Raw genomic sequence first — 15,633 nt, 5'->3', positions numbered from 1 at the left:
CAGTTCAGGGTCCAGGTCTTGCAACCCAAACCTCTACCGAAGATTGGCGATGGCCGCCCAGCGGAACCCCGGCCGCGCGCTGCGCTACGCCGGAGGCTCCGCGCGCGGCCTCATCATACACCACCACCCGGGACGCTACCGTCCAGCGCAGGGTGAAAACCGTCGTGTCGTCACCCTGAGCCTCGGCAAGCACGACACCTGCGTTATGCAACCAGGCGCGGCGGCGACCATCGGCATGGCCCAGTTCCAGCACCTCATCGGTCGCACCCTTGCCAAGCCGCGCTTCGATCGCACCCAGAAGCGCTGCAATACCCTCGCCGGTCAGCGCCGAAACCGCCTGCACATCGCCGCGCCGCGCATCTTGCACCAGCAGCGCTTCGCGGGTCTCGGGCCGCAGGCAATCGATCTTGTTCCAGACCTCGATCAGCGCCACATCCTCATCGACACCCAGCGTTTCAAGAATGTCGCCCACATCGGCCGCCTGTTCCTCGGTTTCGGGGTGGCTGATGTCGCGCACATGCAGGATCAGATCGGCTTCAAGCACTTCCTCGAGCGTGGCGCGGAAGGCGGCGACCAATTCGTGCGGCAGGTCGGAAATGAAGCCCACTGTATCGGACAGAATGGCCTTTTGCCCCGAGGGCAGCAGCAGGCCGCGCATGGTCGGGTCGAGCGTGGCAAAAAGCATGTCCTTCGCCATCACCTCGGCGCCGGTCATGCGGTTGAAAAGCGTCGATTTTCCAGCGTTGGTATAGCCGACCAGCGCCACCAGCGGAAACGGCACCCGGCGGCGGGCGGCGCGGTGCAATTCGCGGGTTTTCACCACCTTCTCAAGCTGGCGCTTGATCTTGATGATCTGCTCGTCAATCGCCCGCCGGTCGGTTTCGATCTGGGTTTCACCGGGGCCGCCGACAAAGCCGAAACCGCCGCGCTGGCGTTCAAGATGGGTCCAGGCGCGCACCAGCCGGGTGCGCTGATAGCTCAGCGCCGCCAATTCCACCTGCAACACGCCCTCGCGGGTGCGCGCCCGATCGGCGAAGATCTCCAGGATCAAGCCGGTGCGGTCGAGCAGCTTGACCCCCCATGCCTTTTCGAGGTTGCGCTGCTGCACCGGGCTTACGGCACCATCGACCAGCACCAGATCGGTCTCGGCCTCGGTCATGCGGGTTTTCAGCTCTGCCACCTTGCCGGAGCCGAACAACATGCCGGGCGTGGGTTTGCCAAGCCGCACCACTTCGGAGCCGACCACCTCGAGCCGTGGCAAGGCGCGCGCCAGCGAAACCGCTTCGGCCAGGCCATTCTCGGGCAGGCGGCGGGCATGGCGCGCGTCTTTCAGGTCAATATGCAGCACCCAGGCACGGGTGGGTGCGGCTTCGGAGGCGTGCAGATCGCTCAGTCTTCGCCCTCATAGAGGCTGATAGGTGCCCCCGGCATGATCGTGGAGATCGCGTGCTTGTAAACCAGCTGGCTTTGCCCATCGCGGCGCAAGAGCACGCAGAAGTTGTCGAACCAGGTGATGACGCCCTGCAGTTTCACCCCGTTGATCAGAAAGATGGTGACCGGAACCTTGGTTTTCCGCACATGGTTCAGGAAGGCGTCTTGCAGATTTTGCTTGTCGGCAGCCATTGTTCTTTGCCTTTGTTCTTGTCCAGCTGTTCTTGTTCAGGCCCTGCGGTTCAACCTCCCGAGGTCAGGGAAAGTATGCGCAAGACTGGCGGAGTTTCCACCCCCAATTTGCAACTGCCGGCGCAGCTGTCACGCGCAAGCCTCAGCGGCGCCAGAACTCGGGGTTGAAAAGCGCAATCAGCGCCAGGGTTTCCAGCCGCCCCAGCACCATCGCCGCCGCCAGTACCGCCTTTGCCGACGGTGCAAGTTGCGCCCAGACCTCGTTGCCCTGCCCCGATATCACCGCCAGCGGGCCGGCATTCGAAAGCGCCGCAATCGAAAGCAGCGTTGCAGGCTCGAAACCCAGGCCTGCCAGCGAAACCGCAAGCATGGTAACCGCAATCGAAATTGCAAAAAGCATGAAAAAGACCCAGGCGATATAGGCACCCTCGCGCCGAAGCCGCCGCGCTGCAATGCCGCCACCGCCGATCGAGGACGGGTGCACAAGCCGGTCAAGCTCGCGCTCGCCGTGGCGCAAGAGTGCATAGACCCGCAACAGCTTCACCCCGCCCGCCGTGGTCGCCACGCCGCCGCCAAAGATCGCCAGCCCCGCCAGCAGCAGCCCCGGCGCATCAAGCCCCGACCAGACCCGCGCCGAAAGCCAGCCCGACGATTCGAAACCGGTGGTGGTCAGAAACGACAGCGCGGTGAACACCGCCCCCCAGAGTGCCCGGGCCAGACGACCGGACTCGCTCAGAAACGCGATATCAAGCGTCACCAGCCAGTGCCGCAGAAACAGCAGCAACGCCACCCCGAGCACCAGAACCGCGGCAAGCCGAAGCTCCGGGTCATCGCGCAGCCGCGCGCTGGCGCGCAACTCGCCCGCGCCGGGCCACAGCCTGCGCGACAGCGCCAGCAGCAGAAAGGCAAAGATCAGCACCTCGCCCGCAAGCCCGGAAGGTGCCTCCGCAAAACTGCCGAGCGGCGTGATCCCCGAGGTTGCAAGTGTCGACATTGCGTGGATCAGCGCCAAAAGCGGCGGATCGCCCGCAACCAGCAACGCCACCCAAAGCACCAGAGTCAGCCCGAACCAGGCCGGTGCCAGCACCTGCGCCGCGCGCAGGATGCGCGCGCGCGGGTCGGCAATGCGATCGGCCGAAGCGGCGCTGCCGCCTTCACCGGCAGCCCCGGCAAAGAAAACCTCAAAGCCGCCAAGCCGCATCGGGGCCAGCACCGCAATTGCCATCACCAGAATGAAATAGCCGCCCATCCAGCCCACCAGCGCCCGCCACAGATGCAGGCTCGGGGCCAGACTGCGCGGCGCAAAGAGCGTGGCACCGGTGGTGGTCAGCGATGACACCATTTCCCACCAGGCCTTGAAATAGCCGGTGCCGGGCACTGCCTGCACGAAGGGCACCGCGAGCATCAGGGGCAGCACGGTGAAGGTGGCGACCATGGTCAGAAGGTGATCGCGCGAAAGGTTACCCGGCCGGTTCGCCGCGGTCGAAAGCGCCAGCAGCGCGGTCAGAATGCCGAACAGCACGCCGGAATACCCGAACGCCCGCGCCACCGGGTAATCACCAAGCGCCAGCGCATGCGCCGCGGGCACGAACATCGCCGCCGCGGCAATTGCCATCAGCAGAACGAACAGCGGCAGGGCGCGCAAATGGTGCATCAGAAGAAGTCGACGGAGACCTGCAACAGCCGCTCCACCTCGGGAATGTCCTTGGTCAAGGCAAACAGCGCAATCACGTCGCCCTCTTCCACCCTGGTATCGCCGGTGGGTTTGACCACCTTGTCGCGTTTCATCAGCGCCCCCACCAGCACCCCTTCGGGAAACTCGATATCGCGCACATAGCGCCCGGTCAGAGGCGAGGTTGAAAGCACCTGCGCCTCGATCATCTCGGCCTCGGCGTCGCCGATGGAGTAGATTGCGCGCACCCGCCCGTGCCGGATATGGCGCAGGATCGAGGAAACCGTGGTGGCGCGCGGGTTGATGTAGGCATCGATATCGAGCGCGGCGAGCAGCGGCACCATGGTCGGGTCGTTGACCAGCACGATTGCCATCGGGCAGCCCGCCTGCTTGGCGCGCACCGCAACCAGAATATTGGTCTTGTCGTCGTCGGTGACCGCCAGAATTGCATCGGCGCGCGCCACATCGGCCTCTTCCAGCAACGCGGCACTGAGGCCGTCACCGTTGAGCACGATCGTGCGGCTCAGCGCGTCGGCGGCGCGTTCGGCCTGGGCGCGGCTTTTCTCGATGATCTTGGCGCGCACCCGATCGGTGCGCTGTTCCAGTGCCCGCGCCACCCCGAGCCCGACATTGCCACCCCCGACGATGACAATGCGTTCCTGTTTTCTGGTGGCCTTGCCGAATATCTCGAGGGTGCGATTCACATCCTCGACATGGCTGAAAACGTAAACCTGATCGCCCGCAAACAACTGATCGCCCGGGTCCGGCGCGAACAGCCTGCCTTTGCGGCGCACCCCCACGACAATCGCGCGCAGGGTTGAAAAGAGGTCGGTCAGATGTCTGAGCGGCGTGTTCAGCACCGGGCAATCCTCGCCCAGCGCGATACCCAGAAGCTGCGCGCGGCCGCCCATGAAGCTTTCGGTATCAAAGGTCGAGGGCGCGGAAAGCCGCTGCAGCGCCGCCTCGGCCACCTCGCGCTCGGGGCTGATGATGACATCGATCGGCAGATGGTCGCGCCGGTAGAGATCGGTGTAGGCAGGGTCCATATAGCTTTGCGCGCGTAGCCGGGCGATCTTGCGGGTGATGCCGAAAACCGAATGGGCCACCTGACAGGTGACCATGTTCACCTCGTCGGAATGCGTCGCGGCAATGATCAGGTCGCAATCGCGCGCGCCCGCGCGCTCCAGCACATCGGGATAGGAGGCATAGCCCACGACGCCCTGCACATCGAGCGCATCGGTGGCGCGGCGCACCAGCTCGGCGCTCACATCCACCACCGTCACGTCGTTGCGCTCACCCGCAAGGTGGCGGGCAATCTGCCAGCCCACCTGACCCGCGCCGCAGATGATCACCTTCATGCCGTCGCTCCAGCTGCGCCCTCGCGCGCCCCTTCATAGGCCCGCGCACGCCTCATGGTCAACGGACGGCGCAAACCCGGTCCGGTCCGGGGAATTTCGCTGCCTGCGCCAGCCCGGCGCAGCACAAGCCCCTCCGGCGGGGATATTTGGTCCAAGGCAGGCTCAGGCAGAGCCGCCCTCGTCTTCGTCGTCCTCATCAAAATGCGCGACCCGCCCGCCCGGCTTGGCTGAGGTGACCACGCTCAGGGATTTCAGCTTGCGGTGCAGCGCGCTCCGCTCCATGCCGACAAACGAGGCGGTGCGGCTGATATTGCCGCCAAAGCGGTTGATCTGTGTCAGCAGGTATTCGCGCTCGAAAAGCTCGCGCGCCTCGCGCAGCGGCAGCGACGCCAGCGCGCCGCCAAGCACCACGCGGCCCTGATCCGGCGCGGCGCTCTGGCCCGGCAGTTCGCGCGCCTCGATCGGTTCGGCACCTTCGCCGAGTATCAGCACCCGCTCGATCACATTGCGCAACTGGCGGATGTTGCCGGGCCAATCCATGGTTTGCAGCATTGCCGCCGCCTCTTCCGAAAGCGGCCGGAGCGCGAGGCCCTGCGCGCGGTTGAACATCTCGATGAAATGCCGCGCCAGAAACGGAATATCCTCGCGCCGCTCGGCCAGAGAGGGTACCGCGATGGGCACCACGTTCAACCGGTCATAAAGCTCCTGGCGGAAGTGCCCGGCGGTAATTTCCTGCGGCAAGTCCCGGGTGGTTGACGAGATCACCCGCAGATCGACGCGCACCTTGTCGGTGCCGCCAGCCCGCATGAACTGCTGTTCGGTCAGCACCCGCAGAATCTTCGACTGGGTGCCAAGCGGCATGTCGCCCACTTCGTCGAAATAGATCACCCCGCCATGCGCTTGTTCCAGCAACCCTTTTTCGACGCCCCGCTCGGGCGTTTCGCGGCCAAACAGCACCTCTTCCATGCGCTCCGGCGCGATCGCCGCAGAGGTCACCGTGACAAACGGGCCGCTGGAGCGCGCTGAATGGGTGTGAATATAGCGCGCCGCCACCTCTTTTCCCGATCCCGGCGCGCCGGTCAGCATCACCCGGCCGTTCGATTTCGTAACCTTGTCGAGCTGCTCCTTGAGCTTGCGGAAAGCCGAGGCGGAGCCAAGCATTTCCGCCGAATTCGTTTCGCGCTTGCGCAGGCTGGCATTCTCGCGGCGCAGTCGCGCGGTTTCCATGGCGCGGCTGACCACCACCAGAAGCTGGTCAATGTTGAAAGGCTTCTCGATGAAGTCGTAGGCGCCCTGCTTGATCGCCGCCACTGCGATCTCGATATTCCCGTGCCCGGAAATGATCACCACCGGCACATCCGGGTTGTCGCGCTTGACCCGGGTCAGAATGTCGATGCCATCCATGCGGCTGTCTTTCAGCCAGATATCGAGCACCATCAGCGCCGGAGGTTCGGCGTTGATCTCGGCCATGCACTCGTCCGAGTTCGAGGCCATGCGGGTGGCAAAGCCCTCGTCCTTGAGGATCTCCGCGATCAGTTCCCTGATGTCGCGTTCGTCGTCCACAATAAGAATGTCACTCATTTCGGTCCTGACGGGGTGCCGGGCACCCTCTCCTTGATCGCGCGGGTTGCCTGGGCGCGGGCGCGCGGCAGGCGAATTTCGGCCCGTGCGCCCTGATGTGCGCCGGGGGTGAAGGCGGGGGCGTCGGTCAGCGTCAGCGCGCCGCCGTGCTCTTCGATGATCTTCTTGACGATCGGCAGACCAAGCCCGGTGCCCTTGGCGCGGGTGGTCACATAGGGCTCGAACAGCCGCGCCCGGTCGGGGGGCAGGCCGGTGCCATTGTCGGTTATGGTGATGACCACCGCATCGGCCCCCGCCACCATCTTTACCCGCACCTGCGGCACCCAGCCCTCGGGGGCACCGCTTTCGGCAAGCCCTTCGATGGCGTCCCCGGCGTTCTTGATCAGGTTGGTCAGCGCCTGCGAGATCATCGTTGCATCCAGCTCGACCACCACCGGCGTTTCCGGAATGTCGGTGACCAGTTCTGCGCCATGCAGGGCATCTTGCTGCAAAAGCGCGGCATCGCGCACCAGTTTGGCCAGATCATGGTCGCGCCGGTCGGGTTCGGGCATCCGCGCAAACCGGGAGAATTCATCGACAATGCGGCGCAGATCGTTGGTCTGGCGAATGATGACGCCGGTCATCTGTTCAAGCGCTTCGGCGTCTTCCCCCTGGGCGAGCGGCGCGAATTTGCGGCGGAGCCGTTCGGCCGAAAGCTGGATCGGGGTCAGAGGGTTCTTGATCTCATGCGCGATGCGCCGCGCCACATCGCCCCAGGCGGCCAAGCGCTGCGCCGAAACCAGTTCGGTCACATCGTCGAACGCCACCACATAGCCTTCAAGCGCGTCGCCCGCACCGCGCCGCACCGCCATGCGGACCAGCAGGCTTTCAAGCCGTCCGGCGCGGCTGATGCGGACCTCTTCCTGCGCAACTTCGGCCAGGCTGTCGCGCAGCCGCAAGAGCAGCGGCAGAAATTCGGGCACCACCTCGGCCAGCGGGCGGTCGTGGCTGGCGGTTGCATCCAGCGCCAGCATGCGCATTGCCGAACGGTTCAGGAAATCGACATCTCCCGAAGCGTCAAGGCCAATCACCCCCGAAGTCACCGACGAGAGCACCGAATCGAATAACCGCCGACGTTCTTCGGTTGCGCGGTTGCTATCGATCAGCGCGGCGCGCTGACCCTTGAGTTGGCGGGTCATCCGGTTGAACTCCCTCCCCATCAGCGCGATCTCGTCATCGCCCGCAACCTCTGTTACCCGGGCATCAAGATCGCCCGCACCAACCGCCTCGGCGGCCTGCGCCAGCTGCCCGATAGGTCGGCTGAGCCGCTCGGCAAACCATAAGCCCAGCCAGATCGCCGCAAGAATCAGGATCAGCGCAAAACCGATATAGACCAGACCGAATTCGAAAAGCACGCGGCCACGGGTCGCCTCAAGCTGCTGGTAAAGGCCGACGGTGGCGCGGGTATCATCAAGCAGGCTCAGGATATCGCCATCGACGATGCGCGAGATGTAAAGGTAACGGTCAACGAAGCCCCGCAGCTTCAGCACGGCGCGAAACTCGTCGTTTTCCCAATCTTCGATCAGCACCGGCGTGCCTGCCTGCGCTTCCTCGATCAGCGCGGCGGCAGGGCGTTCATAGTCGAACAGATAGCTGCGCTCGCCGCGCGCCCTGATCTCGCCCGCGCCATCGATGACGAAGGCTTCGCGCAGGCCGCGCTGGATCAGCGGCTGACCCTCGCCCAGCGCTTCACGCAAGTCGCCATCGGTAAAAAAGTTCATCGCCGCGCGCCGCGAGATCAGGTAATTCGCCAGTGCTTCGGCATCGGTCGCCAGATCGCGGCGGTGTTCCTCGCGGTAGGCCTCGGCGGCGGCGAGCGAGGTTGAAACCACCTGCCGCACCCGGTCGGAAAACCAGCCCTCAAGCCCGATGTTGATGGTCAGCACCCCAAACACCGCCACCAGAACGGTCGGGCCAAGCGCCACGCCGGCGAAAACCCCGGTCAGCCGCAGGTGCAGCTTGGAGCCCGCCGAACGCGCACGCCGCGCCGAAACGACGCGCATGAGCGCCATCAACACAAGACCCGAGAGCACCAGCAGATAGACGAAATCGGCAAGCAGGACGAGCCGGAGCGCGGTTGATCCGGCACCTTGCTGGAGCGGACCCATGGCCAGATAGGTCGCCGCGGCCAAGAGCGGGCCAAGCACCACCAAGCCCAGCGTCGCCGCATTTTGCACGCGCTTCTGGTGCCGCAGGCGGCTTAGCCAATCCCAGGTTGTCCGTTCTGCCGCTTCCTGCAAGCGCTGCCCCCCGGCCAGACGAGGCACAGGCGAATCCCTGAATGCGGAAATGCCACGCCGGTCTGTTGCATCTTTACATCAGCTTGCGGCGGCGTGTCACCTGAATATCCAGATCGGTGATCTTCTTGCGCAGCGTATTTCGGTTGATGCCCAGCAAGTCGGCGCAGCGCGCCTGATTGCCCGCCGTCGCATCAAGCGCGATCTCGATCAACGGGGCTTCGACTTCGCGCAAGATGCGATCGTAAAGCCCCGGCGCGGGCAAAGCGCCGCCGTGCAGGTCGAAGTAGCGCCGCAGGTGCCGCGCGACCGACGCCGAAATCCTGTCGCCCTCGCCCGCAGCACCTAGCGGCATCGGCTCGGCGACGGGTTGGCTGCCGAGTACCGCCTCGACCTCGCCACGCCCGATCTCTTCCTCGGCGGCGGTGACGACGAGGCGGCGCACGCTGTTTTCCAGCTGGCGCACGTTGCCGGGCCAGCTATAGGCGCGCACCAGCGCCAGCGCCTCGGGCGAAAGCCTGCGCCGGGGGGCACCCGCAGCCTCGGCCCGCGAGAGAAAGTGATCGGCCAGAAGCGGAATATCCTCGACCCGCTCGCGAAGACCCGGCACGGCAAGCGTGACCCCCGCGAGGCGATAGTAAAGGTCGCGGCGAAACCGGCCGGAATCGAGCGCCGCTGCCAGATCGCCCTGACTTGTGGCCATGATCCGCGGTGCCGGATCGGGAAGCGCATCAAGCATCCGCACCAGCCGCGCCTGCGACTCATCGTCGAAATCGGCGACTTCATCGAACACAAGGCTGCCGCCCCGCACCCGCAACAAGAGCGACGCGGGACCATCGGCACCCGCAAGGTCCGAGGCTTGCGCGACCACGAAGGGTTGGCTGCGGCGGTCGGAAAAATCGTGAATCGCGCGCGCGATAAGCGATTTGCCAGTGCCGGATTCGCCCACGATCAGCACCGCGAGATCGGCATTCATCACCCGCGCAACAAGGCGATAGAGCGCCTGCATCGCGGGCGTGCGCCCGACCAGCGGCAAATCGCTTGTCGCCTCGCGCGGGGTGCCGTTGCGCGCGGGCGCGGCGCGGTTGCGCCGCGCGAGTGCGCGGGCGGCGCGCTTCATCAGATCGGGAAGATCGAAAGGTTTGGGCAGGTAGTCATAGGCGTCGGCCTCGGCTGCTTTCACCGCCGTCATGATGGTGTTTTGCGCCGAGATCACGATCACCGGCAGACCGGGTCGCAGATTGGCGATCTTTGGCAGCGCTTCCAGCCCGTTGCCATCGGGCATGACCACATCGGAGATCACCAGATCGCCCTTGCCCTCTTCCACCCAGCGCATCAGCGTGGTCAGGCTTGATGTCGCGTGCACCCGACACCCTGCTCGGGTGAGCGCCTGCGTCAGAACGGTGCGAATAGTGCGATCGTCATCAGCAACAAGAACGGTGCCGTCCATCAGTCTCTCTCCAGATGCTTGGGTGCCACCGGCAGCGAAATGCGGAACACGGTGCGCCCCGGTGCCGATTCAACACCAATCCAGCCGCCGTGCTCCGACAGGATCTTGGACACCAGCGCAAGGCCAAGCCCGGTGCCGTTCTCGCGCCCGGAAACGAAGGGCTCAAAGATTTCGGCGGCAATGGCGGGCGGAATGCCGGGGCCATCGTCAATGATCTCAACCTGAAGCGGCAGCGCCGAGCCGCTGCCATCGGCGCGGCGCAGGCGCAGCGCGCGGTCATAAAAGCTGCGAATGCGGATCGTGCCACGCCCACCTTTCGCCGCTTCCGAGGCATTCTTCAGGAGGTTGAGGAACACCTGTGTCAACTGGTCGGCATCGCCCAGAGCATGCGGCAGCGAGGGGTCATAATCCTCGATCACCGCCATATGCGCGGCAAAACCCACCACCGCCGAACGCCGCGCCCGGTCGAGCACGTCATGAATATTGACCGCGCGCAATTCGGGCGGGCGGATATTGCCGAACTGTTCGACCTGCTCCAGCAGCTTAACCACTCGGCGGGTTTCGGCCACGATCAGGTCGGTCAGTTCCAGATCCTCGCCGCTGAGGTTCATGCTGAGCAATTGCGCCGCGCCCGATATGCCGGCGAGCGGGTTCTTGATCTCATGCGCCAGCATTTCCGCCATTCCCACCGCCGAGCGCGCAGCCGATTTCACCTGCGCGGCGCGCTCGAGCCGATCGGCAAGCTCGCGCGGATGGATCAGCAACAGCACGGTTTCGGGGTCGTCCCCAAGCGGGGTCGCCTGCAAGTTGCACACCACGGGTGCGCGTTCGCCGGTGCCGACATCGACATCATTGATGAAAAGGGCGGCGCGGCCCGCGCGCACCCGGGCAAGGATTTCCTCGACCGGCGCGCCAATGGCGATACGCTCGCCGACCGGCAGACCCTTCAGGGCGCGCTCGGACATGTTGAGGAACAACTCCGCCGCCGGGTTCACCTCCAGCACCCGGTCGGCACCGTCGATCAGGAGCGCCGGGGTGGGCAGGCTGGCCCAGATGATGCCGGGGGCGGGTGGGCGGCTCATGCAGCCACCCTTTCGCCGCTGGCGAAGGCGCGGCGGATCAGCGCCAGCGTCGCCGCCGGGCTGGCGGCAAGCAGCATTTCGGCACGCAGCGGCGCGCCTGCGACCGACGCATACCAGCCGAGGTGCTTGCGCGCCTGACGGCACCCGACCTCAACCCCGTAGAAACTGAGCATATCCTCGTAATGCTGGGAAATCATGTCGGAAAGAGCTTCGCCGACCGGCACCTGCGGGGCCGGGCAGCCATGCAGTGCATGGGCAATTTTGGCTAGCGCCCAGGGCCTGCCCTGTGCGCCCCGCCCGACCATCACCGCATCCGCGCCCGAGGCGGCGCGCGCGGCCTGCGCCGTTGGCGCATCAATGATGTCGCCGTTTGCGACCACCGGCACCCGCACCGCCGCTTTTACCGCTGAAATCGCCTCCCAATCGGCGCTGCCTTTGTAGAACTGCATCCGGGTGCGGCCGTGCACGCAGATCATCGCCACCCCGGCGGCTTCGGCGCGGCGCGCAATCTCGGCGGCGTTCAGGCAGCTGTCATCCCAGCCGAGCCGCATTTTCAGCGTTACCGGCAGCTGCACCGCCGCAACCACCGCCTCGATCAGCCTGAGCGCACGGTCGGGTGCGCGCATCAGCGCTGAACCCGATAGCCCGCCCGTCACCTTTTTTGCCGGGCAGCCCATGTTGATGTCGATGATCCGCGCGCCCATGTCGGCGACCATTCGCGCCGCCTCGGCCATCGGCTGCGCTTCGCGGCCAGCGAGCTGCACCGAGGTCACGCCATCGGCAAGGCCAAGATCAACCCGCGCCTTGGCCCGCACCGAGGGCCGCGCAGTCAGCATTTCGCCCGAGGCGACCATTTCGGATACCACAAGCCCCGCCCCGAAGCGCGCCACAAGGCGGCGAAAGGGCAGGTCGGTAATGCCCGCCATCGGTGCCAGAAATACCGGCGGATCAAGCGTCATCTCTGCCAGCGCGATACCCAAATGCCCAATCCCTGTGCGACGCCCCCCGAGCTACGCCCTTGGACGGCGATTCTCAACCTCGCACGGGCCGGGGACGGGCAATTTCGCGGCAGTTGCCTAATTTTTCGGCAAACTGCTGCACAATCACGCCGATTGCGCACCGGTCTGGCTTGGCCTAAGCAATCGCTCATGAGGTGGCGGAGGCGGCATGACGGTTGCGGTGATCATCGTAGCGGCGGGGCGCGGTACCCGCGCGGGCGCGGGCGAACCGAAGCAGTGGCGCATGCTCGACGGCAAAAGCGCATTGGCGCGCAGCCTTGCGGCCTTTGCCGGGTTCGAGCGTGTCGTGTTGGTGCTGCACCCCGACGATATGGCCCGCGGCGTTGCCGAATTTGGTGGCCAGGTTACCCTGGTCGAGGGTGGTGAAAGCCGCTCGGAAAGCGTGAGGAACGCGCTGGAACTGCTTGACGGCGCGGGTATTTCTCGCGTTCTCATTCATGATGGCGCGCGCCCGCTGGTGCCTGCGGCGGTTATCGCGCGGGTACTTGCGGCGCTTGAGGTGTCAGCCGCAGCCGCGCCCGCGCTGGCGGTGACCGATGCGCTTTGGCGGGGCGAGGCGGGGGCGGTTGTCGGCACCGTGCCCCGTGATGGCCTTTATCGCGCACAAACGCCGCAGGGCTTTCACTTCGACGCCATTCTTGCCGCGCATCGCGCCTGCCCCGAAGGCGGTGCGGATGATGTGGAACTGGCGCGGCGCGCCGGGCTTTCGGTTGCCATCGTCGCGGGCGACGAGGACAATCTGAAACTGACCTACGCCGAAGATTTCACCCGCGCCGAGCGGATTCTGGGGGCGAAAATGGATGTGCGCACCGGCAACGGCTATGACGTGCACGCGTTTTGCGAAGGCGACCATGTCTGGCTTTGCGGCGTGAAGCTGCCGCATGGGCGCGGCCTCAAGGGCCATTCCGATGCCGATGTCGGCATGCACGCGCTGACCGATGCGCTTTATGGCGCGTTGGCAATGGGCGATATCGGGCGGCACTTCCCGCCCTCCGACCCGCAATGGAAGGGGGCCGCCTCGCGCATCTTTCTTGCGCATGCGGCGCAACTGGTGCGGGCGCGCGGGTTTCGCCTTGCCAGCGCCGATGTGACGCTGGTCTGCGAGAACCCGAAGATCGGCCCGCATGCGCTTGAAATGGCGCGTGTTCTTGCAGAAATAATCGAGGTGGAGGCAGGCCGGATATCGGTCAAGGCCACCACCTCGGAAGGTCTTGGCTTCACCGGCCGCGAAGAAGGCATTGCCGCCCTCGCCACCGCAACACTGGTATCCGCATGACCCGCTTCATCACCACTTTCGCCTATGTCGGCCTGCTCCGCCCCGCCCCCGGAACCTGGGGCTCGGCGGTGGCCGTCGTGCTTGCAATCGGCATTGATTACCTGCTGGGCTTCTGGGTGCTGGCCGCCGCCACCCTCGCCATAACCCTGCTCGGGTTCTGGGCCTGCGCGCAGGCGTTGCGCGGCCGCCCCGGCGAAGACCCCGCCGAGATCGTCATTGACGAGGTGGCGGGGCAGTGGCTGGCACTGCTGTTTCCTGCCGCGGCCTTCTGGTGGATGGGCCTGCATGACTGGGCCTGGCGCGCCTACCCCGGCTGGGTCGCGGCATTCCTTTTCTTTCGTTTGTTCGACATCTGGAAACCTTGGGTGATTGGCCGTGCCGACCGGCGCCAGGACCCGGCCGGGGTGATGCTTGATGACCTCTGGGCAGGTGCTTTCGCGGGCGTCGCCACGGTCATCGCCGCAGGCGTTTCGCACGGGCTTTTGCTGTGAAGGTGGCCGATCTGATCGGCGCGGCCCGCGCGGCGAGTTTGCGCATCGCCACCGCCGAAAGCTGCACCGGAGGGCTGGTCGCCGCGGCCATCACCGATGTGGCGGGTGCTTCGGATGTATTTGAACGCGGTTTTGTCACCTATTCCAACGCCGCAAAGGTTGAAATGCTGGCGGTGCGCCCGCAAACGCTCGCCCGCGACGGCGCGGTAAGCGAGGCGGTCGCGGTCGAAATGGCCGAAGGGGCATTGGCGCATTCCGCCGCGAACCTGGCCGTGGCGGTTACCGGCATTGCCGGGCCGGGCGGATCGGTGCACGAGCCCGAAGGCCGGGTGTGCTTTGCGCTTGCCCGCAAGGGTGCCGCGACCCGGGCCGAGACACGCGAATTCGGGGCGTTGGGCCGGGCGGGGGTGCGCAAGGCGGCAACCCGGCATGCGCTGGCGTTGCTGGCAGCATCGATCGGGGTCTGATTCTGGCAGCGCCCAATGCCGCGCCATCCCGGCCAATATCTGCCCGCAAATTCAGCAAATTGCAAACCGCCCCAGAAAACGGCAGGCAGCGCCTGCACTGCCTCTTTGATTTGCGCCGGTGCCATGCTCGGTGCCTTCAAAACGGGGGGAACAGATGAACGCTGCCGATACCGCCTGGATCATGGCCGCCACGGCTTTGGTCCTTTTCATGTCGCTGCCGGGGCTCGCGCTGTTTTACGGCGGGCTGGTGCGGGCGCGCAACGTGCTCAGCATATTCATGCAGTGTTTTGGAATCGCGGCGCTGATGAGCGTTCTGTGGCTGCTTGCAGGATACTCGATCGCCTTTGGCGAGGGTGGCGCAATCTGGGGCGGGCTTGGTCGCGTGGCGTTGCATGGCATCGATGCCGCAAGCCTGCGCGGCAATCTGCCGGAAGCTGCCTTTTTCGCGTTTCAGATGACTTTCGCGGTCATTACCCCGGCGCTGATCGTCGGTGCCTATGTCGAGCGCGTGAGTTTCGCTTTCGTGATGGGGTTTTCGGGGCTTTGGATGCTTCTGGTCTATGCGCCTGTCGCCCATTGGCTTTGGGGCGGCGGGTTTCTTTCGGACGGCGGCATCTTTGGCGCGGTCGGCGCGCATGATTTTGCCGGTGGCATGGTGGTGCATGAAACGGCTGGGCTGGCGGCGCTTCTGCTTGCGGTGATGATCGGGCCGCGGCGCAACCGCACCACGCCACCGCACAACCCCGGCATGGTGGCGATGGGGGCGGGCATGCTCTGGGTCGGCTGGTTCGGCTTCAACGGCGGCTCGGCGCTTGCCGCCGATGGCACCGCCGCCATGGCGATTGCCGCCACCCATATTTCGGCCGCCGCCGCCGCGCTTAGCTGGGCGGTATGGGAGCGGATCAAGTTCGGCCGCTCGTCGCTGGTCGGCATCGTCACCGGTGCCGTCGCCGGGCTTGCCTCGGTCACCCCTGCCTCGGGCTATGTCGGCCCGGTCGCGGCGCTGGCGATTGGCGTGCTTGCGGGGGTGATCTGCCAGGAGGCGGTAAACCTTGTGCGCAACCGCCTGCACATCGACGACACGCTCGATGTTTTCGCGGTGCATGGCGTCGGCGGCATTTTCGGCACGCTCATGGTGGCGGCATTTGGCGGCGGTGCATGGGGCGCGCAGATCGGCGCACTGGCGCTTGTCGGGGCCTACACGCTGGCTGCGACCTGGGCGATTGCGCGGGCGGTGGCGCTGGTGGTGCCGATGCGCGTTGATGCCGAGGCCGAATCCAACGGGCTTGATCTTTCAACGCATGGCGAGCGTGGTTACGACATGAATTCCTAGTGGCA

General features: G+C 65.6%; 13 protein-coding genes. 4 read left to right on the top strand and 9 right to left on the bottom strand.

The window, feature by feature from the left end:
• Positions 1–4: 4 nt before the first annotated feature.
• The 9 genes from hflX to dusB form a co-directional block, all read right to left on the bottom strand.
• Positions 5–1,348 carry a GTPase HflX gene (hflX, locus tag Q8J98_RS12955; protein ID WP_305294723.1) on the bottom strand — a complete coding sequence of 448 codons (1,344 nt, stop codon included), beginning with the start codon at positions 1,346–1,348 and terminating at the stop codon, positions 5–7.
• A gap of 41 nt (positions 1,349–1,389) precedes the next feature.
• Positions 1,390–1,623, bottom strand: coding sequence for an RNA chaperone Hfq (gene hfq, locus Q8J98_RS12950; RefSeq protein ID WP_068766904.1), 234 nt, complete (start codon positions 1,621–1,623; stop codon positions 1,390–1,392).
• A 142-nt stretch (positions 1,624–1,765) separates the two neighbouring features.
• Positions 1,766–3,277: a potassium transporter TrkG gene (locus Q8J98_RS12945; RefSeq protein WP_305294722.1), complete on the bottom strand. Its 1,512-nt coding sequence runs from the start codon at positions 3,275–3,277 to the stop codon at positions 1,766–1,768.
• Positions 3,277–4,653: a Trk system potassium transporter TrkA gene (gene trkA / locus Q8J98_RS12940; protein ID WP_305294721.1), complete on the bottom strand. Its 1,377-nt coding sequence runs from the start codon at positions 4,651–4,653 to the stop codon at positions 3,277–3,279. The genes Q8J98_RS12945 and trkA overlap by 1 nt, the downstream gene beginning before the upstream one ends.
• 162 nt (positions 4,654–4,815) lie before the next feature.
• Entirely contained in the window at positions 4,816–6,234 is a 1,419-nt protein-coding gene (locus Q8J98_RS12935) for a sigma-54 dependent transcriptional regulator (RefSeq protein WP_305294719.1), read from the bottom strand.
• Positions 6,231–8,513: a PAS domain-containing sensor histidine kinase gene (locus Q8J98_RS12930; RefSeq protein ID WP_305294717.1), complete on the bottom strand. Its 2,283-nt coding sequence runs from the start codon at positions 8,511–8,513 to the stop codon at positions 6,231–6,233. Before Q8J98_RS12930 ends, Q8J98_RS12935 begins: the two co-directional genes overlap by 4 nt.
• Before the next feature lie 73 nt (positions 8,514–8,586).
• On the bottom strand, positions 8,587–9,960 hold the full coding sequence (locus Q8J98_RS12925) for a response regulator (RefSeq protein WP_305294716.1): 1,374 nt from the start codon (positions 9,958–9,960) through the stop codon (positions 8,587–8,589).
• Positions 9,960–11,042 carry a nitrogen regulation protein NR(II) gene (locus Q8J98_RS12920; RefSeq protein ID WP_305294715.1) on the bottom strand — a complete coding sequence of 361 codons (1,083 nt, stop codon included), beginning with the start codon at positions 11,040–11,042 and terminating at the stop codon, positions 9,960–9,962. Before Q8J98_RS12920 ends, Q8J98_RS12925 begins: the two co-directional genes overlap by 1 nt.
• Positions 11,039–12,001, bottom strand: a complete 963-nt coding sequence (dusB, locus tag Q8J98_RS12915) for a tRNA dihydrouridine synthase DusB (RefSeq protein ID WP_370868090.1) — start codon at positions 11,999–12,001, stop codon at positions 11,039–11,041. The genes Q8J98_RS12920 and dusB overlap by 4 nt, the downstream gene beginning before the upstream one ends.
• Positions 12,002–12,209: 208 nt before the next feature.
• Here dusB and Q8J98_RS12910 point away from each other — a divergent pair, with 208 nt between their 5' ends.
• The 4 genes from Q8J98_RS12910 to Q8J98_RS12895 all read left to right on the top strand — a co-directional run bounded on the left by Q8J98_RS12910 (position 12,210) and on the right by Q8J98_RS12895 (position 15,628).
• Positions 12,210–13,337 (top strand): bifunctional 2-C-methyl-D-erythritol 4-phosphate cytidylyltransferase/2-C-methyl-D-erythritol 2,4-cyclodiphosphate synthase, encoded by a 1,128-nt coding sequence (locus Q8J98_RS12910; protein ID WP_305183820.1) that lies wholly within the window; start codon positions 12,210–12,212, stop codon positions 13,335–13,337.
• Entirely contained in the window at positions 13,328–13,828 is a 501-nt protein-coding gene (locus Q8J98_RS12905; protein ID WP_370868089.1) for a phosphatidylglycerophosphatase A, read from the top strand. Before Q8J98_RS12910 ends, Q8J98_RS12905 begins: the two co-directional genes overlap by 10 nt.
• Positions 13,825–14,295: a CinA family protein gene (locus tag Q8J98_RS12900; RefSeq protein WP_305183819.1), complete on the top strand. Its 471-nt coding sequence runs from the start codon at positions 13,825–13,827 to the stop codon at positions 14,293–14,295. The genes Q8J98_RS12905 and Q8J98_RS12900 overlap by 4 nt, the downstream gene beginning before the upstream one ends.
• A 154-nt stretch (positions 14,296–14,449) precedes the next feature.
• Complete coding sequence (locus tag Q8J98_RS12895; RefSeq protein WP_305294712.1) at positions 14,450–15,628, top strand: ammonium transporter; 1,179 nt, start codon at positions 14,450–14,452, stop codon at positions 15,626–15,628.
• Positions 15,629–15,633: the final 5 nt, after the last annotated feature.

Origin of the sequence: Phaeovulum sp., from assembly GCF_030684035.1 — a bacterium.
Lineage (GTDB): Bacteria > Pseudomonadota > Alphaproteobacteria > Rhodobacterales > Rhodobacteraceae > UBA6213.
The sequence above is the reverse complement of the archived record's forward strand: the minus strand, read 5'-3'. Positions and strand labels throughout refer to the sequence as shown.